The sequence below is a fragment of the Mesonia oceanica genome (genome assembly GCF_902499555.1).
Lineage (GTDB): Bacteria > Bacteroidota > Bacteroidia > Flavobacteriales > Flavobacteriaceae > Mesonia > Mesonia oceanica.
On sequence record NZ_CABVMM010000014.1, the window covers coordinates 14,503 to 32,437 of the forward strand.

Sequence of the window (17,935 nt, forward strand, 5' to 3'; positions counted from 1 at the left end):
TGTTGAAGATATTAGACCGCTACATATTTACCAGTTTTGTAAGAACCTTTTTGTCGGTATTCATTATCTTGATGTTCATTTTTGTACTTCAAGGTATTTGGTTGCATATCTCAGAATTGGCCGGTAAAGATTTGGACTATGGCGTCATCGGTAAGTTTTTGCTCTACCTTACTCCAAGTCTTATTCCATTGGTATTGCCTTTAACCATTTTGGTATCTTCCATCATGGTTTTTGGTAGTTTTGCAGAAAACTATGAGTTTGCCGCTATGAAATCTTCTGGGATTTCGCTTCAGCGTGCGATGAGAAGTCTCATCGTTTTTATTGGTTTTTTAAGCATTACTGCCTTGTTTTTTGCCAATACTGTTATTCCGTGGGCAGAATTTAAATCTATTAACCTAAGGTACAATATTCGAGAGTTAAAGCCCGCCATGGCAATCGTGGAAGGAGCTTTTAATGAAATAGGGAATGTAAACATTAAAGTAGGGGAAAAGTACGGAAAAGATGGTGAAAAGTTTAAAGATGTTATCATTCATAAAAAAACACCAAAGAAACTAGGGAATTATACCGTTATCAAAGCAGAATCAGGCGAATTGGTAAGTACTAATGATAATGGTTTAGCACTTATTTTATACAATGGTAATTATTATGATGAACTTCAACCCAAAGATTATAAAGAGCGGAAAAAGAAACCTTTCTTAAAAAGTTATTTTGATAAGTATAACATCAACATCGATCTTTCCAATTTTAACGATGTAGATTTAGATGAAACCAAGTACAACTATTCTTATAAAATGTTGGACATTCCTGAGTTAAATGAATCCTTAGATTCTCTATCTCAAGATCTCAACCGGGATAAAAAGAATTTTTCCAGAAATATATTGGTACGAAGTGGTTCTCGACGGTTAGGGGAAGATACCCTCTCCCAAAATAAGAAAAAAACACCGATGGGTAAGCGTATTGAATCTTTTAAAAAAGTAGAAGATACCATTACCTATGATATTAATACCATAGAAGAATTTTTTGACTCTTACGATGCCAATAAAAAACAGCAAATTGTAAATATTGCCTTGGGAGCGGTCCGAGGAACCGTCTCTAACATTAATGGTAAAGAAGGTATTTTTAAAAGCAAAGCCTCCCGTTTAAATAAAACTGAAATACAACTTCATGAAAAATATGCATTGGCAGTTGCTTGCTTTATCCTCTTTTTTGTGGGAGCTCCACTAGGTGCTATTATTAGAAAAGGAGGGATGGGATTACCGATGGTCATTGCTATTTTGTTATTTTTAACGTATCACTTCATCGGGATTTTTGCTAAAAACAGTGCTGAAAATGGTACGATAAGTCCATTTATAGCTTCGTGGCTCTCCACTTTCATAATGTTGCCTTTGGGCGTTTATTTAACTTATCGAGCTACCACCGATCAAGGCTTTATTAATACCGATTTCATTACAGAACCTATAAGAAACTTCTTCTTAAAAATTGGACTCGGAAAGAAGAAAAAAGTTTTATCAAATTTTCAAACTATTAAAGATTTAAATCAAAAAATATCTGTAGATAAAGAAGATGTTGAAAAATTAAAGGCTTATAGCGACGAAAAGTTAATCGACATAGTTAAAAACTACAAGGCTTATAATTTTTCAGAAGATTATAGGATAGCAGTTTTGAGAATATTGAATACTAGAGGTGTTACTCAAATTGAATTAAAAAAAGCAGGAAATTTATATAATAAAGAATATATAGAGTTAGAGGTTTTATTATCTAATATCAGTAATTTATTCTTGACTACCAATACGTTATTCATTTTGTTATATATTTTTCCAATTATTATTGCTATTTTAAACAATAATGTTGATTCAGATATATTGATAATTACGTTCTTGGTTATAGCATTAATAAATTTAATATTATTTTACGTATCTTTATTTAGATTGGATAAACGATTAAATAGAATTAATCAAATTACTGGTAATGAAAATAATTTACCAATGTATTCCTTTTTGTTTTTAGGTCCGGTATTTTATTTCTTCTTTTATTTTCAATACAAAAATCAAATAAAAGCTTTGAAACGTGATTTGTCTTCAAAAACTAATTGATATTTTTGTATAAAATTAAAGCACTCATATAAATGTCTCTAGATATAACTACCGAAAATAAAATAAAATTAAACACTATTCCGGAAGCGATAGAAGATATTCGGGAAGGAAAAGTAGTCATCGTGGTAGATGATGAAGACCGTGAAAATGAAGGAGATTTTGTTGCTGCGGCTGAAAAAGTAACTCCTGAAATGATTAATTTTATGGCAACTCATGGCCGTGGGTTAATCTGTGCGCCTCTTACTGAATCCCGTTGTGAAGAATTAGAATTAGACATGATGGTAGGTAACAATACCGATGCCATGGAAACCGCTTTTACCGTTTCTATCGATTTAAAAGGCTATGGGTGTACGACCGGAATATCAGCATCAGATCGTGCAAAAACCGTAAAAGCTTTAACCGATCCTAAAATAAAGCCATACGAATTAGGCCGTCCCGGTCATATTTTTCCTCTAAAAGCTAAAGAAGGAGGGGTTTTAAGAAGAACAGGTCACACCGAAGCTGCCATCGATTTTGCAAGACTGGCGGGACTTAACCCGGCCGGTGTAATTGTTGAAATAATGAATGAAGACGGAACCATGGCCCGTTTGCCCCAATTGGTAGAAGTAGCCAAACGTTTCGACTTAAAAGTAGTTTCAATTGAAGAGCTAGTAGCTTACCGAATGCAACATGATTCTTTAATCGAAAAGAAAGAAGATTTTGACATCAATACGCGTTTCGGCACTTATCGTTTAAGAGCTTATAAACAGACTACGAACGACCAAATTCATCTCGCATTGACCAAAGGAAGCTGGACCACCGAGGAATCGGTAATGGTACGGGTAAATTCAACCTTGGTAAATAATGATATCTTGGGAACTTTAACCAATAATGCCGACAAGAAGTTGGACGATATGTTTAAAACCTTAGAGAAAGAGGAAAAAGGTGCTATTGTTTTTATTAATCAAGAAGCTTCCAGTCTAAATTTATTAAATCGTTTACGAGGTTTAAAAGAAAATCAAGAAAACGGAGAAATGAAAGCACCTGGAATGGCAATGGATAATAAAGATTTTGGTATAGGAGCTCAAATTCTTCATGATTTAGGAATTCATAAAATAAAATTACTTTCCAATTCCCAACAAAAGAAAAGAGTAGGGATGATAGGTTACGGATTGGAAATCACCGAATATTTAAGCTATTAAGTTGTAAACCTCCCAAATTTGGGAGGTTTTTTTAGTGCTTTATTCTTTAATTTCAATAATGGTTTCTTCCATAGGTCGGCGTACTTTCTTTAAGTCAGCAAAAATATCATCTTCCGCACGGTAACCCACCGGTAAAATTAATACCGATTGTAAATTTTTTTCATCTAAGTTTAAAACTTCATCATATTTTTCAGCATTAAAGCCTTCCATGGGGCAAGCATCAATTCCTTCGTGAGCACAAACTGTAAGTAAATTTCCTAAAGCTAGATAAGCTTGGTTCACCGCCCAGATTTTAATTTCTTCGTCCGTCTTATTTTTAAAATCTTTTAGTAAAAACTCCCGGAAAGGTTTTAAGATTTTTTCAGGTGTTTCCCTGATGTCTTTTACCAGTTCAAAATTCTGCTTAATGAATTCTGAATTTACATTTTTTTCAATACAAATCACTAATAAATGGGAAGCAGTTACTACTTGTTGTTGATGGGCGCTGTGCTCTAAAAGCTGTTCTTGGAGTTCTTTATGTTGTATTACGACCAACTTTAAAGGTTGAAGGCCATAGGAAGTAGGGGTAAGGTTAAAACTCTCTTTGAGGATAGCTATTTGTTCAGAAGATAACTGTTTAGAGTCATCAAATTTTTTGGTTGCATACCGCCATTGTAAAGATTTGATATTGCCCATGTCATTTATAAAATTCTAGTGTTTGTTTTACAAATATAAGTAAGCTTAAAGCGAATAGGGAATAGTTGTATATTTAATCATAAATCTTTTTTAAATCTAGTTGAAGTGAAAAGATTATGCTGCAATTTGCACCAAATTTTAAGCTTAAGATGAGATTTTATTTATTCCCTATTTTACTTTTATTGGTGTTGAATATGCAATTAGTAAATGCCCAAGACACCATTCCTACGCACGATCATTATAACCATCAATTCAATGTTGGAACAGATAACGATTTTTTTGCCATTTTCACTAACAAAGATCGCTCTTATACCTTTGGGGTCAATGCAGCCTATCGATTTGTACCTGAAAATGAAAACTTTTTAACCAAGGTTTTTTCTAACAAAGAGTATGCTTTTCATGATATCTCCGTACAGTTGGAAGCTTATACACCCAATTACGATTTTGAAACGGGAATCCCTACCGGAGAACGTCCCTATGCGGGTTGGACTTACGCTACTTTTGCGACGAGGTATATTTTTGAAAAATCTTTTTTTACATTGAAAACAGATCTAGGAGTCTTGGGTGAAATTTCCAAAGCCGGAACAGTACAAGATTGGTTTCATAAAAACGTATCGGGTGACACCGTTTTAAAAGGTTGGGAAAATCAAATTCCGAATATGTTGGGCGTAAACCTAAAAGCCAATTATTACCGAAGTATAATAAGAAATGATTGGTATGACTTTTTTGGAAGTGGTGAAGTCTCTTTAGGAAATGTACGTTCGTACGTGATTCCTCAACTTTATATGAGGGTGGGAAGATTTTACGATTTGGGTAGAACAACTTCTTTAAATAATTCTATCCTTCAGCCAAAAGATGCTGTGGAATACTTTTTGCAAGCTTCTATTGGTTTTAAAATGATTGCCAATGATGCTACTCTACAAGGAAACATTTTTAGTGATAGTCATGATCACAGAACTTTAGAACATATAGACCATTCTACTTTTCATGCAAATTTAGGAGGCTATGTAGCTTATCATCGATTTAATTTCGGAATGGTTTATCATTTTAACAGCGGAGAAATTGATAGTATAAAAACACATAGCTATGTGTCTGTAAATCTTGATTATAAATTTTAATAATAACTTAATCTAGCAGTCGATAATAGTTACTTACATTTGCAATCCAAAAAAATTATAAATGAAAAATATTTTTACCCCACTACTACTTTTGTTTTTTATTTCTTTAAATGCACAAGTAGTCATTAATGAATTGGATTCTGATACTGATGGAATTGACGATTTGGAATTTATTGAATTGAAAACCGATAATCCATATGCTTCTTTAAATGGTTATGTATTGGTCTTCTTTAATGGTTCTTCTAGCGGAAATGATAGTAGTTATTATGCTATCGATCTTGATGGTTTTACTTCAGATATTAATGGTTTATTTGTTATAGGGAATATGGGCGTGTCTCCGGTTCCACAATATTTTATATCAGATAATACCATTCAAAACGGAGCTGATGCAGTCGCTATTTATCAAGGCGACGATACCGATTTTCCTGAAGGCACTCAAGCAACGACGAACAATTTAATCGATGCTTTGGTTTATGATACTAATGATGCCGATGATATCGGTTTAATGAATCTGTTAGGAGTTTCTGTTCAAATTAATGAAGATGAAAACAACAATAAAGATTTTGAATCTATTCAACGTAATAACGACGGAACCTATTTTGTGGGTGCGCCAACCCCAAGGCTATTAAATGATGGTAGTGGAGTTATTTTAAACGGTGTCAGCATCAACGTGAGTGCAACGCAATATAATGAAGGAGATACATTTCCAATAGAATTTACGACACAGGAAAATGTTTCAGGGAGTGACTTGACGATTACTTTTAATTTAGCTAATGGAGGTTTTAATGCTTCAGATTTTTCTGGAATTACTTCGGTAACTATTCCGCAGGGACAAAATTCAGTTACCACCAATATCACTTTAATTGATGATAATGATGATGAAGGCGATGAAGAGTTAATTATTCAAATGAATCCTCTTCCTGATGAATACATGAAACTCAACGATAATATTTTAATTCGGGTTGTCGATAACGATTATACTGTAGCCGCTTGGGGAACGCCGCTAAATCCTACTTATGATCAAGTTGAAAGTACAGTACCTGCAAATTATTACAATTCATTAGATGGAACATCCGGACAAGGTTTACGGGATGCTTTACAAGCGATTATAGCTGAAGAAGGAGTGGTAAGAGCACAAACGTATGCCGATGTGTATGATATTTTAGAAGAAGCAGATCAAAACCCATTAAATAGTAATGAAATGTGGTTAGTCTATACCGAACAAGGTCGGCCAAAATTAGATCGACAAATGACTTCCAATAACACAGGAACCTGGAATAGAGAGCATGTTTTTCCTCGTTCAAGAGGAGGTTATTATAGCATCGGCGATGATGATATTGCCGATGGGATTAATGTGTATTGGAATACCAATGCAGATTCTTTAAGACACGGAAATTCTGATGCCCATCATTTAAGAGCGGCAGATGGCCCTGAAAATAGTTCTCGCGGAAATAAATTTTACGGTCAGGATGAATACATCGGTCCAGAAAATACTCAAGGAAGTTTTAAAGGAGATGTAGCCAGAAGTATTTTCTATATGGCTATTCGCTATAATGGATTGTCGGTGGTAGATGGTTATCCTGATGGTAATGTAGGTGAATTTGGAGATTTAGCGACTTTGTTAGAGTGGCACGAAAATGACCCACCGGATGATTTTGAAATGAATCGAAACAATGTGGTTTACACTTGGCAGAAGAATAGGAATCCATTTATAGATCAGCCAGAATTGGTCGATTATATCTGGGGAGATCAAGCTGGACAAACTTGGGAGCAAGATTTGTCAACCCCAAAAAATCAACTAACAGAAATTAAGATTTTTCCTAATCCAACACGCGGGGAAATAAATATTGTAGGGGTGAATAACGATTATGAAGTTGAAATTTATTCCATCTTAGGAAAGAAAGTATTCAGCAAGAAAGCTACCGGAGCTATAAAATTGAATACAAATTTAAGCGCTGGGCTTTATTTGGTAAAAGTAACTAATAAGCATACCTCCAAAGTTCAAAAAGTGATTGTAAAGTAAATTCCTGTAGATCAATTAATGAATTGTCACCTCCAGCGCAGTCGAGAGGTCTTCTAAAATAAAGTTCTTGATTGCTCTTAAATTTTAAGAATTTATTAGATTACAACAAAATAAAACCAAACCTCTATTGCTTAAATAGAGGTTTTTTTATCCCTAAAAATTAAGAAAAGTTTTATTTGTTCAATTGAATTTTAGTTTACATTTAGCTAGTTTTTTAACCATGTAAATGAAAAAATATATTGTCGTAGACAATCCTAAATCCTGGAGTTTTTTAGCAGAAAACATTCAGGTAGTTTCGGCGCAAGAATACCTGACCAATGCGCATTTTGCGAGCCAGAAAAACCTTCGCGTTTTTAACCTTTGTAAAAATTATTCCTATCAATCAAAAGGTTATTATGTTTCCCTTTTGGCAGAAGCCCGTGGGCATTCACCCATTCCCAATAGTAAAAACTTGGTAGATTTACGTGCGCCCAAATTGGTGAAAGTAATTTCTGAAGAGTTTGAAGATTTAATACAGCAGAGTTTAAAGAATATTAAGTCACGCGAATTTGTACTGAGTATTTATTTTGGACAGAATGTGGCGCAGAAGTATAAAGATGTAAGTGCAGCTTTTTATAGAAACTTTCAAATACCATTTTTGCGAGTAAAATTCAACTATACCCATAAGTGGAATATTCAACATATTCGAGCTATTTCTTATGCTGAAATTCCACAGGAACATAAAAGTAGTGTAGAAGAATTTGCACTTCAGTATTTTGCTAAAAAACGTTACGATACCGCAAAGCCTTCTAAGTTTTTGTATGATCTGGCTATTTTGGTAAATGAGAACGATCCCGCACCGCCAAGCAATACAAAAGCTTTAAAAAAGTTTATAGAAGTTGCTGAAAAAAATAATTTCTACGTAGAACTGGTTTCTCCTAAAGACCTTTCTCGACTTTCAGCCTTTGATGCCTTGTTTATTCGACAGAGTACAGAAGTGAATAACGAAGCTTATGCCTTTGCCAGAAAAGCACAGCAAGAAAATATTGCGATTATCGATTATCCCGATGCGATTTTAAAATGCTGTAATAAGGTGTTTATGGCAGAAGCTTTGCAAAATGCCCATATCGCTTCCCCTAAAACTAAAATCTTGCACCAGGAAAATATAGAGCAGGTGTTAGAAGAAATTAAGTTGCCTTGTGTGTTAAAAAGTCCCGATTCAACTTTTTCATTTGGTGTAAAGAAAGCAAAAACCAAAGCAGAATATTTAGACTTGGTAAAAGAAATGCTAAAAACTTCTGACTTGATTATCGCACAAGAATTTACTCCTTCCGATTACGATTGGCGTATCGGAGTATTAGATGGAAAGCCGTTCTATGCTTGTCGTTATTATATGGCCAAAGGCCATTGGCAAATTTATAACTGGGCAGCAAAAGATAAAGAAGACCAAGACGGGAATGCCGATTGTATGCCTGTTGAAGAAGTTCCATCCGCAATTATTGATGTTGCCGTAAAATCTGCCAAAATTATGGGCTTAGGATTGTATGGCATCGATATTAAAGAAGTGAAGGGAAAACCTTTGGTGATCGAAATTAACGATAATCCTAACATCGATTTTGGTGTGGAAGATGCACACTATGGCGATGAGGTTTACCAACAAATTATCAAGGCTCTGCTCAAACGGGTAGAGGAGAAGTAACATGAAAAAATACCATCTTTTTGAAGTTTTTGGGATTGAGCTGGAGTATATGCTCGTGAACAAAAAAAGTTTAAAAGTTGCTTCACAGGTAGATGAATTATTATCATTGAAGCAAGGCGAAATTACCTCTGATGTAGAGAATGGAGAAATTGCTTGGAGCAATGAATTGGTGGCTCACGTGGTGGAGTTAAAAACCAATGGACCAACAAAAGACTTAGCAGGTTTAAGTGAACACTTTCATGAAAATGTTGTTGAAATAAATTCATTGTTAGAAGCTAAAGAGTTGCAATTATTACCTACAGCTTCTCATCCCTTGATGAATCCAACTGCAGATACGCAACTTTGGAAGCACAGTTATTCTGAAGTTTATGCACTATACAACCGAATTTTCAATTGTAAAGGTCACGGTTGGGCAAACGTGCAAAGCATGCACATCAACCTTCCGTTTTATGACGATGAAGAATTTGAAAAATTGCACGCTGCCATTCGGGTGTTGCTTCCGCTGTTACCGGCTTTAGCCGCAAGTTCCCCTATTTTTGAAGGGAAACAAACCGGTTTTAAAGACAGCCGAATGCAAGTTTATAAAACCAACCAAAAAGAAATTCCGGTGTTGGCAGGAAAGGTGATTCCGGAACGGGTATTTAGTAAAGAAGCTTATCATCGTGAGATTTTTAAGCCCATTAATCAAGCAATTCAGCCTTATGATACCGATAAGATTTTAGAACATCATTTCTTGAATTCCCGCGGTGCGATTGCCCGGTTCGATAGAAATGCCATAGAAATTCGAGTACTGGATTTGCAGGAGTGCCCCAAAGCCGATGTGGCAATTGCGATGGTTATGGTGGAAGTTTTAAAATGGATGATTAGCAATTTAAATTTAGCGCAATTAAAAGAGTTGCATGAAGATGACTTATTAATCATTTTGAATGAAACGATTTTGGCAGCAGAGGAAGCGAAAATTGATTCAATAGAATTTTTAGAGGTTTTTGGTTTAGCTGAAAAAAGTTATACAGCTCGACAAATCTGGCAATTTTTAGTTGAAAAAGTGAAGGGTAACTTGAATAAAGAAACCCAAGAAACCCTTCAACTTATACTAACAAGCGGTTCACTTTCTACCCGAATATTAAATGCTTTAAAAGGTGATGTTTCAGAAGAAAATATTTTCAAGGTTTATAGAGAGTTGGCTGTGTGTTTACAAGAAAACAAACTTTTTGTCAATTGAAACTAATTATTACCTGTGAACATGGCGGAAATCAAATTCCGCCCATTTATCAAACTTATTTTAAAGATCAAGAAGCGATGTTAGCTTCACATCGAGCTTATGATCCCGGAACTTTAGATTTGTGGAAGGAGGTAAAAGGTTTAGCTGATTTTAGTATTAAAAATGAAATAAGTCGTTTGTTGATTGAGTTCAATAGATCTTTACATCATCCACAATTATTTTCTCAAATTTCCAAGAAATTTTCGATAGAACAGAAAGAGCAATTACTTCAGCAGTATTATTTTCCTTATCGAAACTCGGTAGAACAGCAAATAGGGGAATGGATCAATTTAAATGAAAAAGTCCTTCATTTGTCTTTGCACTCCTTTACACCAATACTCCATGGAGATCAGCGAAACGCCGATATGGGTATTTTATATGATTCTTCGAAATTGGATGAGAAAAATTTCTGTAAAAAATTTAAGACACAACTTCAGCAAGAATTACCGGAATTTAATATCCGGTTCAATTATCCGTATTTAGGGAAAGCCGATGGGTTGACCACCTATCTTCGCAAAAAATTTTCGAGAAATTACCTTGGAATCGAATTGGAGATCAATCAGAAATATGCTGTAGATAATCAATTCCCGAAATACTTAAAAACCGCTATTGTTCGTGTGATTGAATAACTTCAGGAAAATAAGCATTCAGTTTCTGAGTAATTTCCTCTACTTCGCCGGCTTGCATATTTTCGATAGTCAGTTGATCTACGCGGTAACGCACCAGACGTAAGGTGGGGAAGCCAACAGCAGCCGTCATTTTTTTAACTTGCCTATATTTTCCTTCAGTGATCGTGATTGATGCCCAACTAGTAGGTCCATGCCGTTCATCCCTAATTTTTTTAGCACGTTCGGGTAGCGTAGGTATTTCAATTTTTCTGGCTTTACAAGGTTGCGTAGTGTATTTTTTTCCTTGAATTCCAATTTCTACGCCGGCTTGTAATTGCTCAATGGCTTTATCGGTAATGATACCGTCAACCTGTACATAATATTCCTTTTCAACAGAAGTGCTTAATACGGCGTAGCTCATTTTTCCGTCCGTGCTTAATAAAAGTAATCCTTCAGAATCTTCATCCAATCGACCAATAGACATGGTTTCTTTTGGGAAATCGTATAATTCTCCCAACATCTTTTTCTTTTTAGCTTTTTGTTGATTGGTGATAAACTGACTCAAATAGCCGTAGGGTTTGTACAGTTTAAAATGACGATGCATGCGCTTTATATTCTATTTTTTGAATTATAATTCAAATTTTGGAAGTTTCCAAATGACAATTATAGAAAATCAAAATCTTAAATTTGGTACATCCACCATCGCAAGAGTTGTTGCAGAAAAAGATTTAGCCTAGAATTCCGGTTGGCTCGCTATTCAACCTTAAAAAGAAAAATAATTATATTCTTCCTTCAAAATAAAGCAAATAGGAAAGTGCTAACCAAGACTTGGTTTAATGACTAGTTTATTTATCAGAAAAATACCATAAACTAGTGATCATCTTGAAGTTTTCTTATTTTTAACTTTCAGATGAGTTGCGGTATACGGAATCAAGAAATGAAATCAGCTTTTTTATTTTAATATTTCAGCTCCTCTTTGGTAATCTGAAGGACGTTTGCCTATTACTTTATAAAAAGTATTACTAAAGGTGGGAATACTGGAATAACCTACTTTTGAAGCAATTTCACTTATATTGTAATTTCGCTGTGCTAAATAATCTATCGCTTTATACATTCTTACTAAGGTGAAAAACTTAATGAAAGATAAATTGATATCTTTTTTGAAAAGTCGGTGTAACGAGCGTTCGTTGATATCAAATCTTTCTGCAATGTCAGAGAGCATAATGTTTTTTTCGATGTTCTCACTCAAGTATTGGGTAACTTCTTTAAGCTTTTCGTCCTTAATTTTAGGTAAGGTAAGACGTACTTTGTTTTGCGAAAAATCTGGTAATAGTACTTTTATAGCTTGCACTATGGGGTAAAGCTTTCTGTTAAACCTTTCAATATCCCCTCTCCAATCTTTTGTGTAAAGAAGTAGTTGCAATAGTAAATCGTTTACAGGATAAGTACCAATTTCATTATAAAATGGCAATTCTTCCCGGTCCATAGGGAAGTAAAGCGTACGCATCATTACATCATCGGAACTTGAATAAGTACCGTGTTTCATTCCTAATGGAATCCAGATATAATGATTAGCAGGAACAAAATAAATTTTATCCTCTGTTTCCACATTTATTGTCCCGCCTTCTACATAGATTAATTGGCCCTTATAATGAGAATGCTGCTCAAAAAAGCTTTGACCAGGAATATCATGATAGCAATAAATGCTATTTAAATTTTTATCAACTTGAGCTAAAAACTCGGTCTGTTCTTCTACTTTTCTCACTCTAGATGAATTGTTAAAAATTAATAAAAATTAAAAAAATAAATTGTTTTTTGAACAAATCTTAAATAAAGATAAATATTTTTATGATTTTATTATGAAACGTTATATTTTTATTTTAATTATTAAGGATAATTTAGTCTATTTTGAATAATTTTGCGAATAATTAAAATAAAAAAGACCTTTTTATTCAAAATAAAAAGGTCTTTTAGTTAAAAATAAGCTTACTTATTTTCTTTTGATTACTCTTTCTGAAGCTTTAACAATAGAAATTGCATTTAAACCATATTTTTCCATTAATTGATCTGGAGTTCCACTTTCTCCAAAACAATCATCGGTGGCAATAAATTCTTGTGGGGTTGGCGTGTTTTCAGCCAAAACCCTAGCCACACTTTCTCCTAAACCACCTAAATGATTATGTTCTTCAGCAGTAACAATACATTTTGTTTTCTTTACTGAATTTAAAATAGCTTCTTTATCCAATGGTTTTATGGTATGGATATTAATTACTTCTGCCGAAATTCCTTTTTCTTCTAATTGCTCCGCAGCTTTTAAAGCTTCCCAAACTAAATGTCCGGTAGCGACAATCGTTACATCATTTCCTTCGGTAAGTTGAATAGCTTTGCCAATTTCAAATTTTTGATCTTCTGGAGTGAAGTTAGCTACCTTTGGTCTTCCAAAACGTAAATAAACAGGGCCTTCGTGTTCAGCTATAGCCATTGTTGCCGCTTTGGTTTGGTTATAATCGCAAGTATTAATCACCGTCATTCCCGGTAACATCTTCATTAAACCAATATCTTCTAAGATTTGATGGGTAGCTCCATCTTCCCCTAGAGTTAAACCAGCATGGGAAGCACAGATTTTTACGTTCTTACCAGAATAAGCCACACTTTGTCTTATTTGATCGTAAACACGTCCCGTAGAAAAGTTAGCAAAAGTTCCGGTAAATGGTATTTTTCCACCAATCGTCATTCCCGCAGCCATTCCAATCATATTCGCTTCAGCAATTCCTACCTGAAAGAAACGTTCCGGGTGATTTGCTTTAAACTCATCCATTTTTAAAGATCCGGTTAGATCTGCGCAAAGAGCCACTACATTTTCATTGGTTTTACCCAACGCTGCCAATCCTGCTCCAAAACCTGATCTTGTATCTTTTTTACCTGTATCTGTATATTTTTTCATTGTAATTGATTCTGAATTAATAATTGTTGAATGGGTTTAGTAATCTCCTAAAGTTTCCGGGTTTTGTTCTAAACCTATGGCTAATTGTTCATCATTAGGCGCTTTACCGTGCCAAGCGTGCGTGTGCATCATAAAATCTACACCATTCCCCATTACTGTATGAAGCAAAATACAAACCGGCTTACCTTTTCCGGTAAGTTGCTGAGCTTCTTTAATACCTTTTATTACTTCAACTATATTATTTCCTTTTTCAATTTCAAGAACTTCCCAACCAAATGCCAAGAATTTATCTTTTATATTTCCCATAGGAAGTACATCATCTGTAGAACCATCAATTTGCTGTCCGTTTAAATCAACCGTAGCAATTAAGTTATCTACTTTATGGGCAGCTGCATACATAATCGCTTCCCAGTTTTGGCCTTCTTGCAATTCACCGTCACCGTGAAGCGAATACACCAAATGTGTATCTTTATTTAATTTTTTGGCTTCAGCAGCACCAATGGCTACCGACATTCCTTGTCCCAAAGAACCGGAAGCGATTCGAATTCCCGGTAAACCTTCATGCGTAGTAGGATGACCTTGTAAACGGGAATCAATGTGTCTAAAAGTAGCTAATTCTTCTACCGGAAAAAAGCCGCTTCTTGCTAAAACACTATAAAAAACAGGAGAAATATGTCCGTTAGATAAAAAGAATAAATCTTCATTTTTACCGTCCATATTAAAATCTGTACTATACTCCATAATTTCTTGATAGAGTGCTACAAAAAATTCTGCGCAGCCCAAAGAACCTCCCGGGTGTCCGGAATTTACTTTATGTACTTGCCTAAGAATATCCCTTCTTACCTGGGTAACAAAATCTTCTAATTGTTGTGTGTTGTGTGGCATTTTAAGTTTGTTGTTTCAATTTGTGCAAAAGTAATTCTAATTAGAAGGCTATAAAAGAAATTATACTTCAATTATTAACTTTTTATTGTGAATAATTCAAAATTTAGTTTCATTTCTGAATTTTATTGATTTGCTGAATAAAAGCACTTCACTTTTCTTTTAGATAATTATCTTTGCCCTTCCTTAATTTTTATTATGAAATTTGATCTTTTAGCGACCGATAAAAATAGCAAAGCCCGTGCAGGTGAAATCACTACCGATCACGGCAAAATAGAAACTCCTATTTTTATGCCGGTAGGAACTATTGCTACCGTAAAAGGTGTTCACCAAAAAGAATTGAAAGAAGAAATAAATCCTGATATTATTTTAGGGAATACCTATCATTTATATTTAAGGCCACAAACCAATATTCTTCAAAAAGCCGGTGGATTGCACAAATTCATGAATTGGGATCGAAATATTTTGACCGATAGTGGCGGTTATCAAGTATATTCCCTTTCAGCAAACCGAAAAATTAAGGAAGAAGGCGTGAAGTTTAAATCGCATATTGACGGTTCTTACCACTTTTTTACACCTGAGCGCGTGATGGAAATTCAACGTGCTATAGGAGCCGATATTATGATGGCTTTTGATGAATGTACTCCTTATCCTTGCGATTACAAATACGCAAAAAAATCGATGCATATGACGCATCGTTGGTTAGATAGGTGTATTCGTCATTTTGAAAAGACTCCGCCACTTTACGGTTATGAGCAAACATTATTTCCTATAGTTCAAGGAAGTACTTATAAAGATTTAAGAAAACAATCGGCAGAATACATTGCCAATGCAGGAGCAGCCGGTAACGCTATTGGTGGACTTTCGGTAGGCGAACCCGCCGAAGAAATGTATGCCATGACAGAGGTGGTAACCGAAATTTTACCGGAAGATAAGCCCCGTTATTTGATGGGCGTGGGAACACCTATTAATATTCTCGAAAATATTGCGTTGGGCGTAGATATGTTCGATTGCGTCATGCCTACCAGAAATGGCCGTAACGGAATGTTATTTACAGCTCACGGGACCATTAATATCAAGAACAAGAAATGGGAAGACGATTTTTCTCCCATAGATGAAATGGGCATCACTTGGGTAGATACCGAATATTCAAAAGCCTATGTAAGACATTTATTTTCGGTAAATGAAATGCTTGGCAGGCAAATTGCTACCATTCACAATTTAGGATTTTACCTTTGGTTGGTTAGAGAAGCTAGAAAGCATATTTTAGCAGGAGATTTTAGAACTTGGAAAGACCAAATGGTTAAACAAATGGATAAAAGGTTATAGCTTGAAAATATTAGACTGGTACATACTTAAACGCTACTTGGGCACTTTTATAACGCTGCTCATTCTGTTTATTCCCATTGGAATCACAGTTAATTTAGCAGAAAAAATAGATAAAATCTTAGAAAACGAAGTACCCTTTATAGAAGTGGTGTATTATTATATGGATTTCACCATCTATTTTGCTAATTTACTTTTTCCTATATTTTTATTCCTTTCCACCATTTGGTTTACTTCAAAATTAGCCAATAATACCGAAGTGATTGCTTTTTTAAGTTCCGGGGTTTCCTTTTATCGATTTCTTAGACCTTATTTAATAGGAGCGACCATCGTTTGTTTAGCAGCATTATTTCTTTCTATGTATTTGGCACCGGTAGCTAACAATGGTTATAATGAATTTAAATACAAGTACCTGAAAAAAGGAGCTTCGGTACAAGAAACAAGAGATGTATATCGGCAAATAAACGATAATGAATTTATCTATGCCAGTAACTTTAGGCCCGATGCAGGAACTGCCAGTAATTTCACCTTAGAGCATTTTGAAGACGATGAAATGAAATTTAAAATTCGTGCCGATCGTTTACAATACAATAAAGAAGATTCTACCTATACATTAACAAGATACGAAAAGAGAACTATAGGGGAACGTGACGATATTCTCGAAAGTGAAACCAAATACGATACCATTTTACCTTTTGAAATAGATGCCTTAACACCCGTCACTTATATTGCAGAAACCTTAACCTATAGTGAACTCAATAAATTTATTGAAGATGAACAACGGCGTGGTTCCGGAAACATCAATATCTATAAAGTAGTTGCTTACAAACGTTGGAGTATTCCCGTTTCTGCTTATATTTTAACTTTTATTGCCGTTTCCGTTTCTGCTATGAAACGAAGAGGAGGGATGGGGGTTAATCTTGCCGTAGGGATTTCCATTGCATTCTCTTATGTTTTCTTAGACAAAGTTTTTGGGACGATTGCTGAAAAATCGACCTTTTCACCTTTAATTGCGGTTTGGTTCCCCAACATAGTCTTCGGTATTCTGGCACTGGTTTTATTGAATAGGGCCAAGCGATAATTCTTCAAAAGAAACTCTACAATTAAAACTTTTTTAGCTAATAAGTTTTATATATTTGTAAGCTATAATTATAAAAAGCCTCATTCATATTATGGAATATTTAGACTTTGAGTTGCCCATTAAAGAGCTGGAAGAGCAATATGAAAAAGCGTGTGCGATAGGGAAAGACAGTGCGGTAGATGTAAGCTCAACCTGTAAGCAAATTGAGAAAAAGCTAAAAGAAACCAAGAAAGATATATACAAAAATTTAACGGCTTGGCAGAGAGTTCAACTTTCTAGACACCCCAACCGTCCTTATACTTTAGATTACATTAAAGCACTTTGCGGTGATAATTTTTTAGAGCTGCATGGAGATAGAAATGTAAAAGACGATAAAGCGATGGTAGGCGGTTTAGGGAAAATTGGTGATCAAAGTTTTATGATTATCGGTCAGCAAAAAGGCTACAATACCAAAACCCGACAATACAGAAATTTCGGGATGGCCAATCCGGAAGGATATCGTAAAGCCCTTCGTTTGATGAAGTCAGCTGAAAAATTTGGGTTACCTATTTTAACCTTTATCGATACTCCTGGAGCTTATCCCGGTTTAGAAGCTGAAGAACGTGGACAAGGAGAAGCCATTGCCCGTAATATCTTTGAAATGACCAAACTGAAAACCCAGGTTTTTGTGATCGTTATTGGAGAAGGAGCCAGTGGCGGAGCTTTAGGTATTGGTGTAGGAGATAAAGTAATGATGCTTGAAAATGCTTGGTATTCGGTGATTTCCCCAGAAAACTGTTCTTCCATACTTTGGAGAAGTTGGGACCATAAGGAGCAAGCTGCAGAAGCATTGAAATTGACGGCAAAAGATGCCAAAAAATTAGAAGTAATCGATGCGATTATTAAAGAACCTATTGGAGGAGCTCATAGTGATCGTGAAGCCATGTTTAGTACCTTAAAAAAAGTTGTTTTAGATTCTTTTGAAGAAACAAAAAACTTATCAATAGAAGAATTGATCCAAAAGCGAATGGAAAAATATTCCAACATGGGAGTCTTCAAAGGCTAAGTCCTTTAGAATAAAACTTC

15 protein-coding genes are annotated in these 17,935 nt (G+C 34.9%); 10 read left to right on the plus strand and 5 right to left on the minus strand.

Translation table 11 applies throughout. The features are described from left to right. Positions 1-2 precede the first annotated feature (2 nt). Both FVB9532_RS15990 and ribB read left to right on the plus strand, forming a co-directional pair. Positions 3-2,093 (plus strand): LptF/LptG family permease, encoded by a 2,091-nt coding sequence (locus FVB9532_RS15990; RefSeq protein WP_150546190.1) that lies wholly within the window; start codon positions 3-5, stop codon positions 2,091-2,093. Between the two features lie 32 nt (positions 2,094-2,125). Beyond that, positions 2,126-3,274 carry a 3,4-dihydroxy-2-butanone-4-phosphate synthase gene (gene ribB / locus FVB9532_RS15995; RefSeq protein ID WP_150546191.1) on the plus strand — a complete coding sequence of 383 codons (1,149 nt, stop codon included), beginning with the start codon at positions 2,126-2,128 and terminating at the stop codon, positions 3,272-3,274. A gap of 39 nt (positions 3,275-3,313) precedes the next feature. Here the strand turns inward: ribB and FVB9532_RS16000 are convergent, their stop codons facing one another. Further along, on the minus strand, positions 3,314-3,949 hold the full coding sequence (locus FVB9532_RS16000) for an NAD(P)H-dependent oxidoreductase (protein WP_150546192.1): 636 nt from the start codon (positions 3,947-3,949) through the stop codon (positions 3,314-3,316). A gap of 149 nt (positions 3,950-4,098) precedes the next feature. On the opposite strand from FVB9532_RS16000, the gene FVB9532_RS16005 reads away from it, so the two are divergent. The 5 genes from FVB9532_RS16005 (at position 4,099) to FVB9532_RS16025 (ending at position 10,658) form a co-directional block, all read left to right on the plus strand. Next, entirely contained in the window at positions 4,099-5,067 is a 969-nt protein-coding gene (locus FVB9532_RS16005) for a lipid A-modifier LpxR family protein (RefSeq protein WP_194716567.1), read from the plus strand. A 61-nt stretch (positions 5,068-5,128) separates the two neighbouring features. After that, positions 5,129-7,090, plus strand: coding sequence for an endonuclease (locus FVB9532_RS16010; protein WP_150546194.1), 1,962 nt, complete (start codon positions 5,129-5,131; stop codon positions 7,088-7,090). Positions 7,091-7,316: 226 nt separating this feature from the next. Further along, positions 7,317-8,768 carry a RimK family ATP-grasp domain-containing protein gene (locus FVB9532_RS16015; protein WP_150546195.1) on the plus strand — a complete coding sequence of 484 codons (1,452 nt, stop codon included), beginning with the start codon at positions 7,317-7,319 and terminating at the stop codon, positions 8,766-8,768. Between the two features lies 1 nt (position 8,769). Continuing rightward, complete coding sequence (locus tag FVB9532_RS16020; protein ID WP_150546196.1) at positions 8,770-9,990, plus strand: glutamate-cysteine ligase family protein; 1,221 nt, start codon at positions 8,770-8,772, stop codon at positions 9,988-9,990. Continuing rightward, positions 9,987-10,658 carry an N-formylglutamate amidohydrolase gene (locus FVB9532_RS16025; protein WP_150546197.1) on the plus strand — a complete coding sequence of 224 codons (672 nt, stop codon included), beginning with the start codon at positions 9,987-9,989 and terminating at the stop codon, positions 10,656-10,658. The genes FVB9532_RS16020 and FVB9532_RS16025 overlap by 4 nt, the downstream gene beginning before the upstream one ends. Here FVB9532_RS16025 and FVB9532_RS16030 read toward each other — a convergent pair. From FVB9532_RS16030 to FVB9532_RS16045, 4 genes are all read right to left on the minus strand, one after another. Continuing rightward, positions 10,636-11,241: a pseudouridine synthase gene (locus tag FVB9532_RS16030; protein ID WP_150546198.1), complete on the minus strand. Its 606-nt coding sequence runs from the start codon at positions 11,239-11,241 to the stop codon at positions 10,636-10,638. The two genes, FVB9532_RS16025 and FVB9532_RS16030, sit on opposite strands and share 23 nt — an antisense overlap. 348 nt (positions 11,242-11,589) lie before the next feature. After that, complete coding sequence (locus tag FVB9532_RS16035) at positions 11,590-12,402, minus strand: AraC family transcriptional regulator (protein WP_150546199.1); 813 nt, start codon at positions 12,400-12,402, stop codon at positions 11,590-11,592. Positions 12,403-12,627: 225 nt separating this feature from the next. Then, the gene (locus FVB9532_RS16040) at positions 12,628-13,581 is read right to left on the minus strand and encodes a transketolase family protein (RefSeq protein ID WP_150546200.1); all 954 of its coding nucleotides are present in this window, start codon (positions 13,579-13,581) and stop codon (positions 12,628-12,630) included. Positions 13,582-13,617: 36 nt separating this feature from the next. Next, positions 13,618-14,466: a transketolase gene (locus tag FVB9532_RS16045; RefSeq protein WP_150546201.1), complete on the minus strand. Its 849-nt coding sequence runs from the start codon at positions 14,464-14,466 to the stop codon at positions 13,618-13,620. Between the two features lie 195 nt (positions 14,467-14,661). Between FVB9532_RS16045 and tgt the strand changes: the two genes are divergently transcribed. From tgt to FVB9532_RS16060, 3 genes are all read left to right on the plus strand, one after another. Then, positions 14,662-15,792, plus strand: coding sequence for a tRNA guanosine(34) transglycosylase Tgt (tgt, locus tag FVB9532_RS16050; RefSeq protein WP_150546202.1), 1,131 nt, complete (start codon positions 14,662-14,664; stop codon positions 15,790-15,792). 1 nt (position 15,793) lies between these two features. Beyond that, positions 15,794-16,870, plus strand: coding sequence for an LptF/LptG family permease (locus tag FVB9532_RS16055; protein WP_150546203.1), 1,077 nt, complete (start codon positions 15,794-15,796; stop codon positions 16,868-16,870). A 91-nt stretch (positions 16,871-16,961) separates the two neighbouring features. Continuing rightward, positions 16,962-17,915 (plus strand): acetyl-CoA carboxylase carboxyltransferase subunit alpha, encoded by a 954-nt coding sequence (locus tag FVB9532_RS16060; protein WP_150546204.1) that lies wholly within the window; start codon positions 16,962-16,964, stop codon positions 17,913-17,915. Positions 17,916-17,935 lie beyond the last annotated feature (20 nt).

Bases quoted from the DNA above. Each gene is read 5' to 3' on its own strand.
- ribB (WP_150546191.1), top strand. From the start codon at position 2,126: ATGTCTCTAGATATAACTACCGAAAATAAAATAAAATTAAACACTATT.
- FVB9532_RS16000 (WP_150546192.1), bottom strand. From the start codon at position 3,949: ATGGGCAATATCAAATCTTTACAATGGCGGTATGCAACCAAAAAATTT.
- FVB9532_RS16005 (WP_194716567.1), top strand. From the start codon at position 4,099: ATGAGATTTTATTTATTCCCTATTTTACTTTTATTGGTGTTGAATATG.
- FVB9532_RS16010 (WP_150546194.1), top strand. From the start codon at position 5,129: ATGAAAAATATTTTTACCCCACTACTACTTTTGTTTTTTATTTCTTTA.
- FVB9532_RS16015 (WP_150546195.1), top strand. From the start codon at position 7,317: ATGAAAAAATATATTGTCGTAGACAATCCTAAATCCTGGAGTTTTTTA.
- FVB9532_RS16020 (WP_150546196.1), top strand. From the start codon at position 8,770: ATGAAAAAATACCATCTTTTTGAAGTTTTTGGGATTGAGCTGGAGTAT.
- FVB9532_RS16030 (WP_150546198.1), bottom strand. From the start codon at position 11,241: ATGCATCGTCATTTTAAACTGTACAAACCCTACGGCTATTTGAGTCAG.
- FVB9532_RS16040 (WP_150546200.1), bottom strand. From the start codon at position 13,581: ATGAAAAAATATACAGATACAGGTAAAAAAGATACAAGATCAGGTTTT.
- FVB9532_RS16045 (WP_150546201.1), bottom strand. From the start codon at position 14,466: ATGCCACACAACACACAACAATTAGAAGATTTTGTTACCCAGGTAAGA.
- tgt (WP_150546202.1), top strand. From the start codon at position 14,662: ATGAAATTTGATCTTTTAGCGACCGATAAAAATAGCAAAGCCCGTGCA.
- FVB9532_RS16060 (WP_150546204.1), top strand. From the start codon at position 16,962: ATGGAATATTTAGACTTTGAGTTGCCCATTAAAGAGCTGGAAGAGCAA.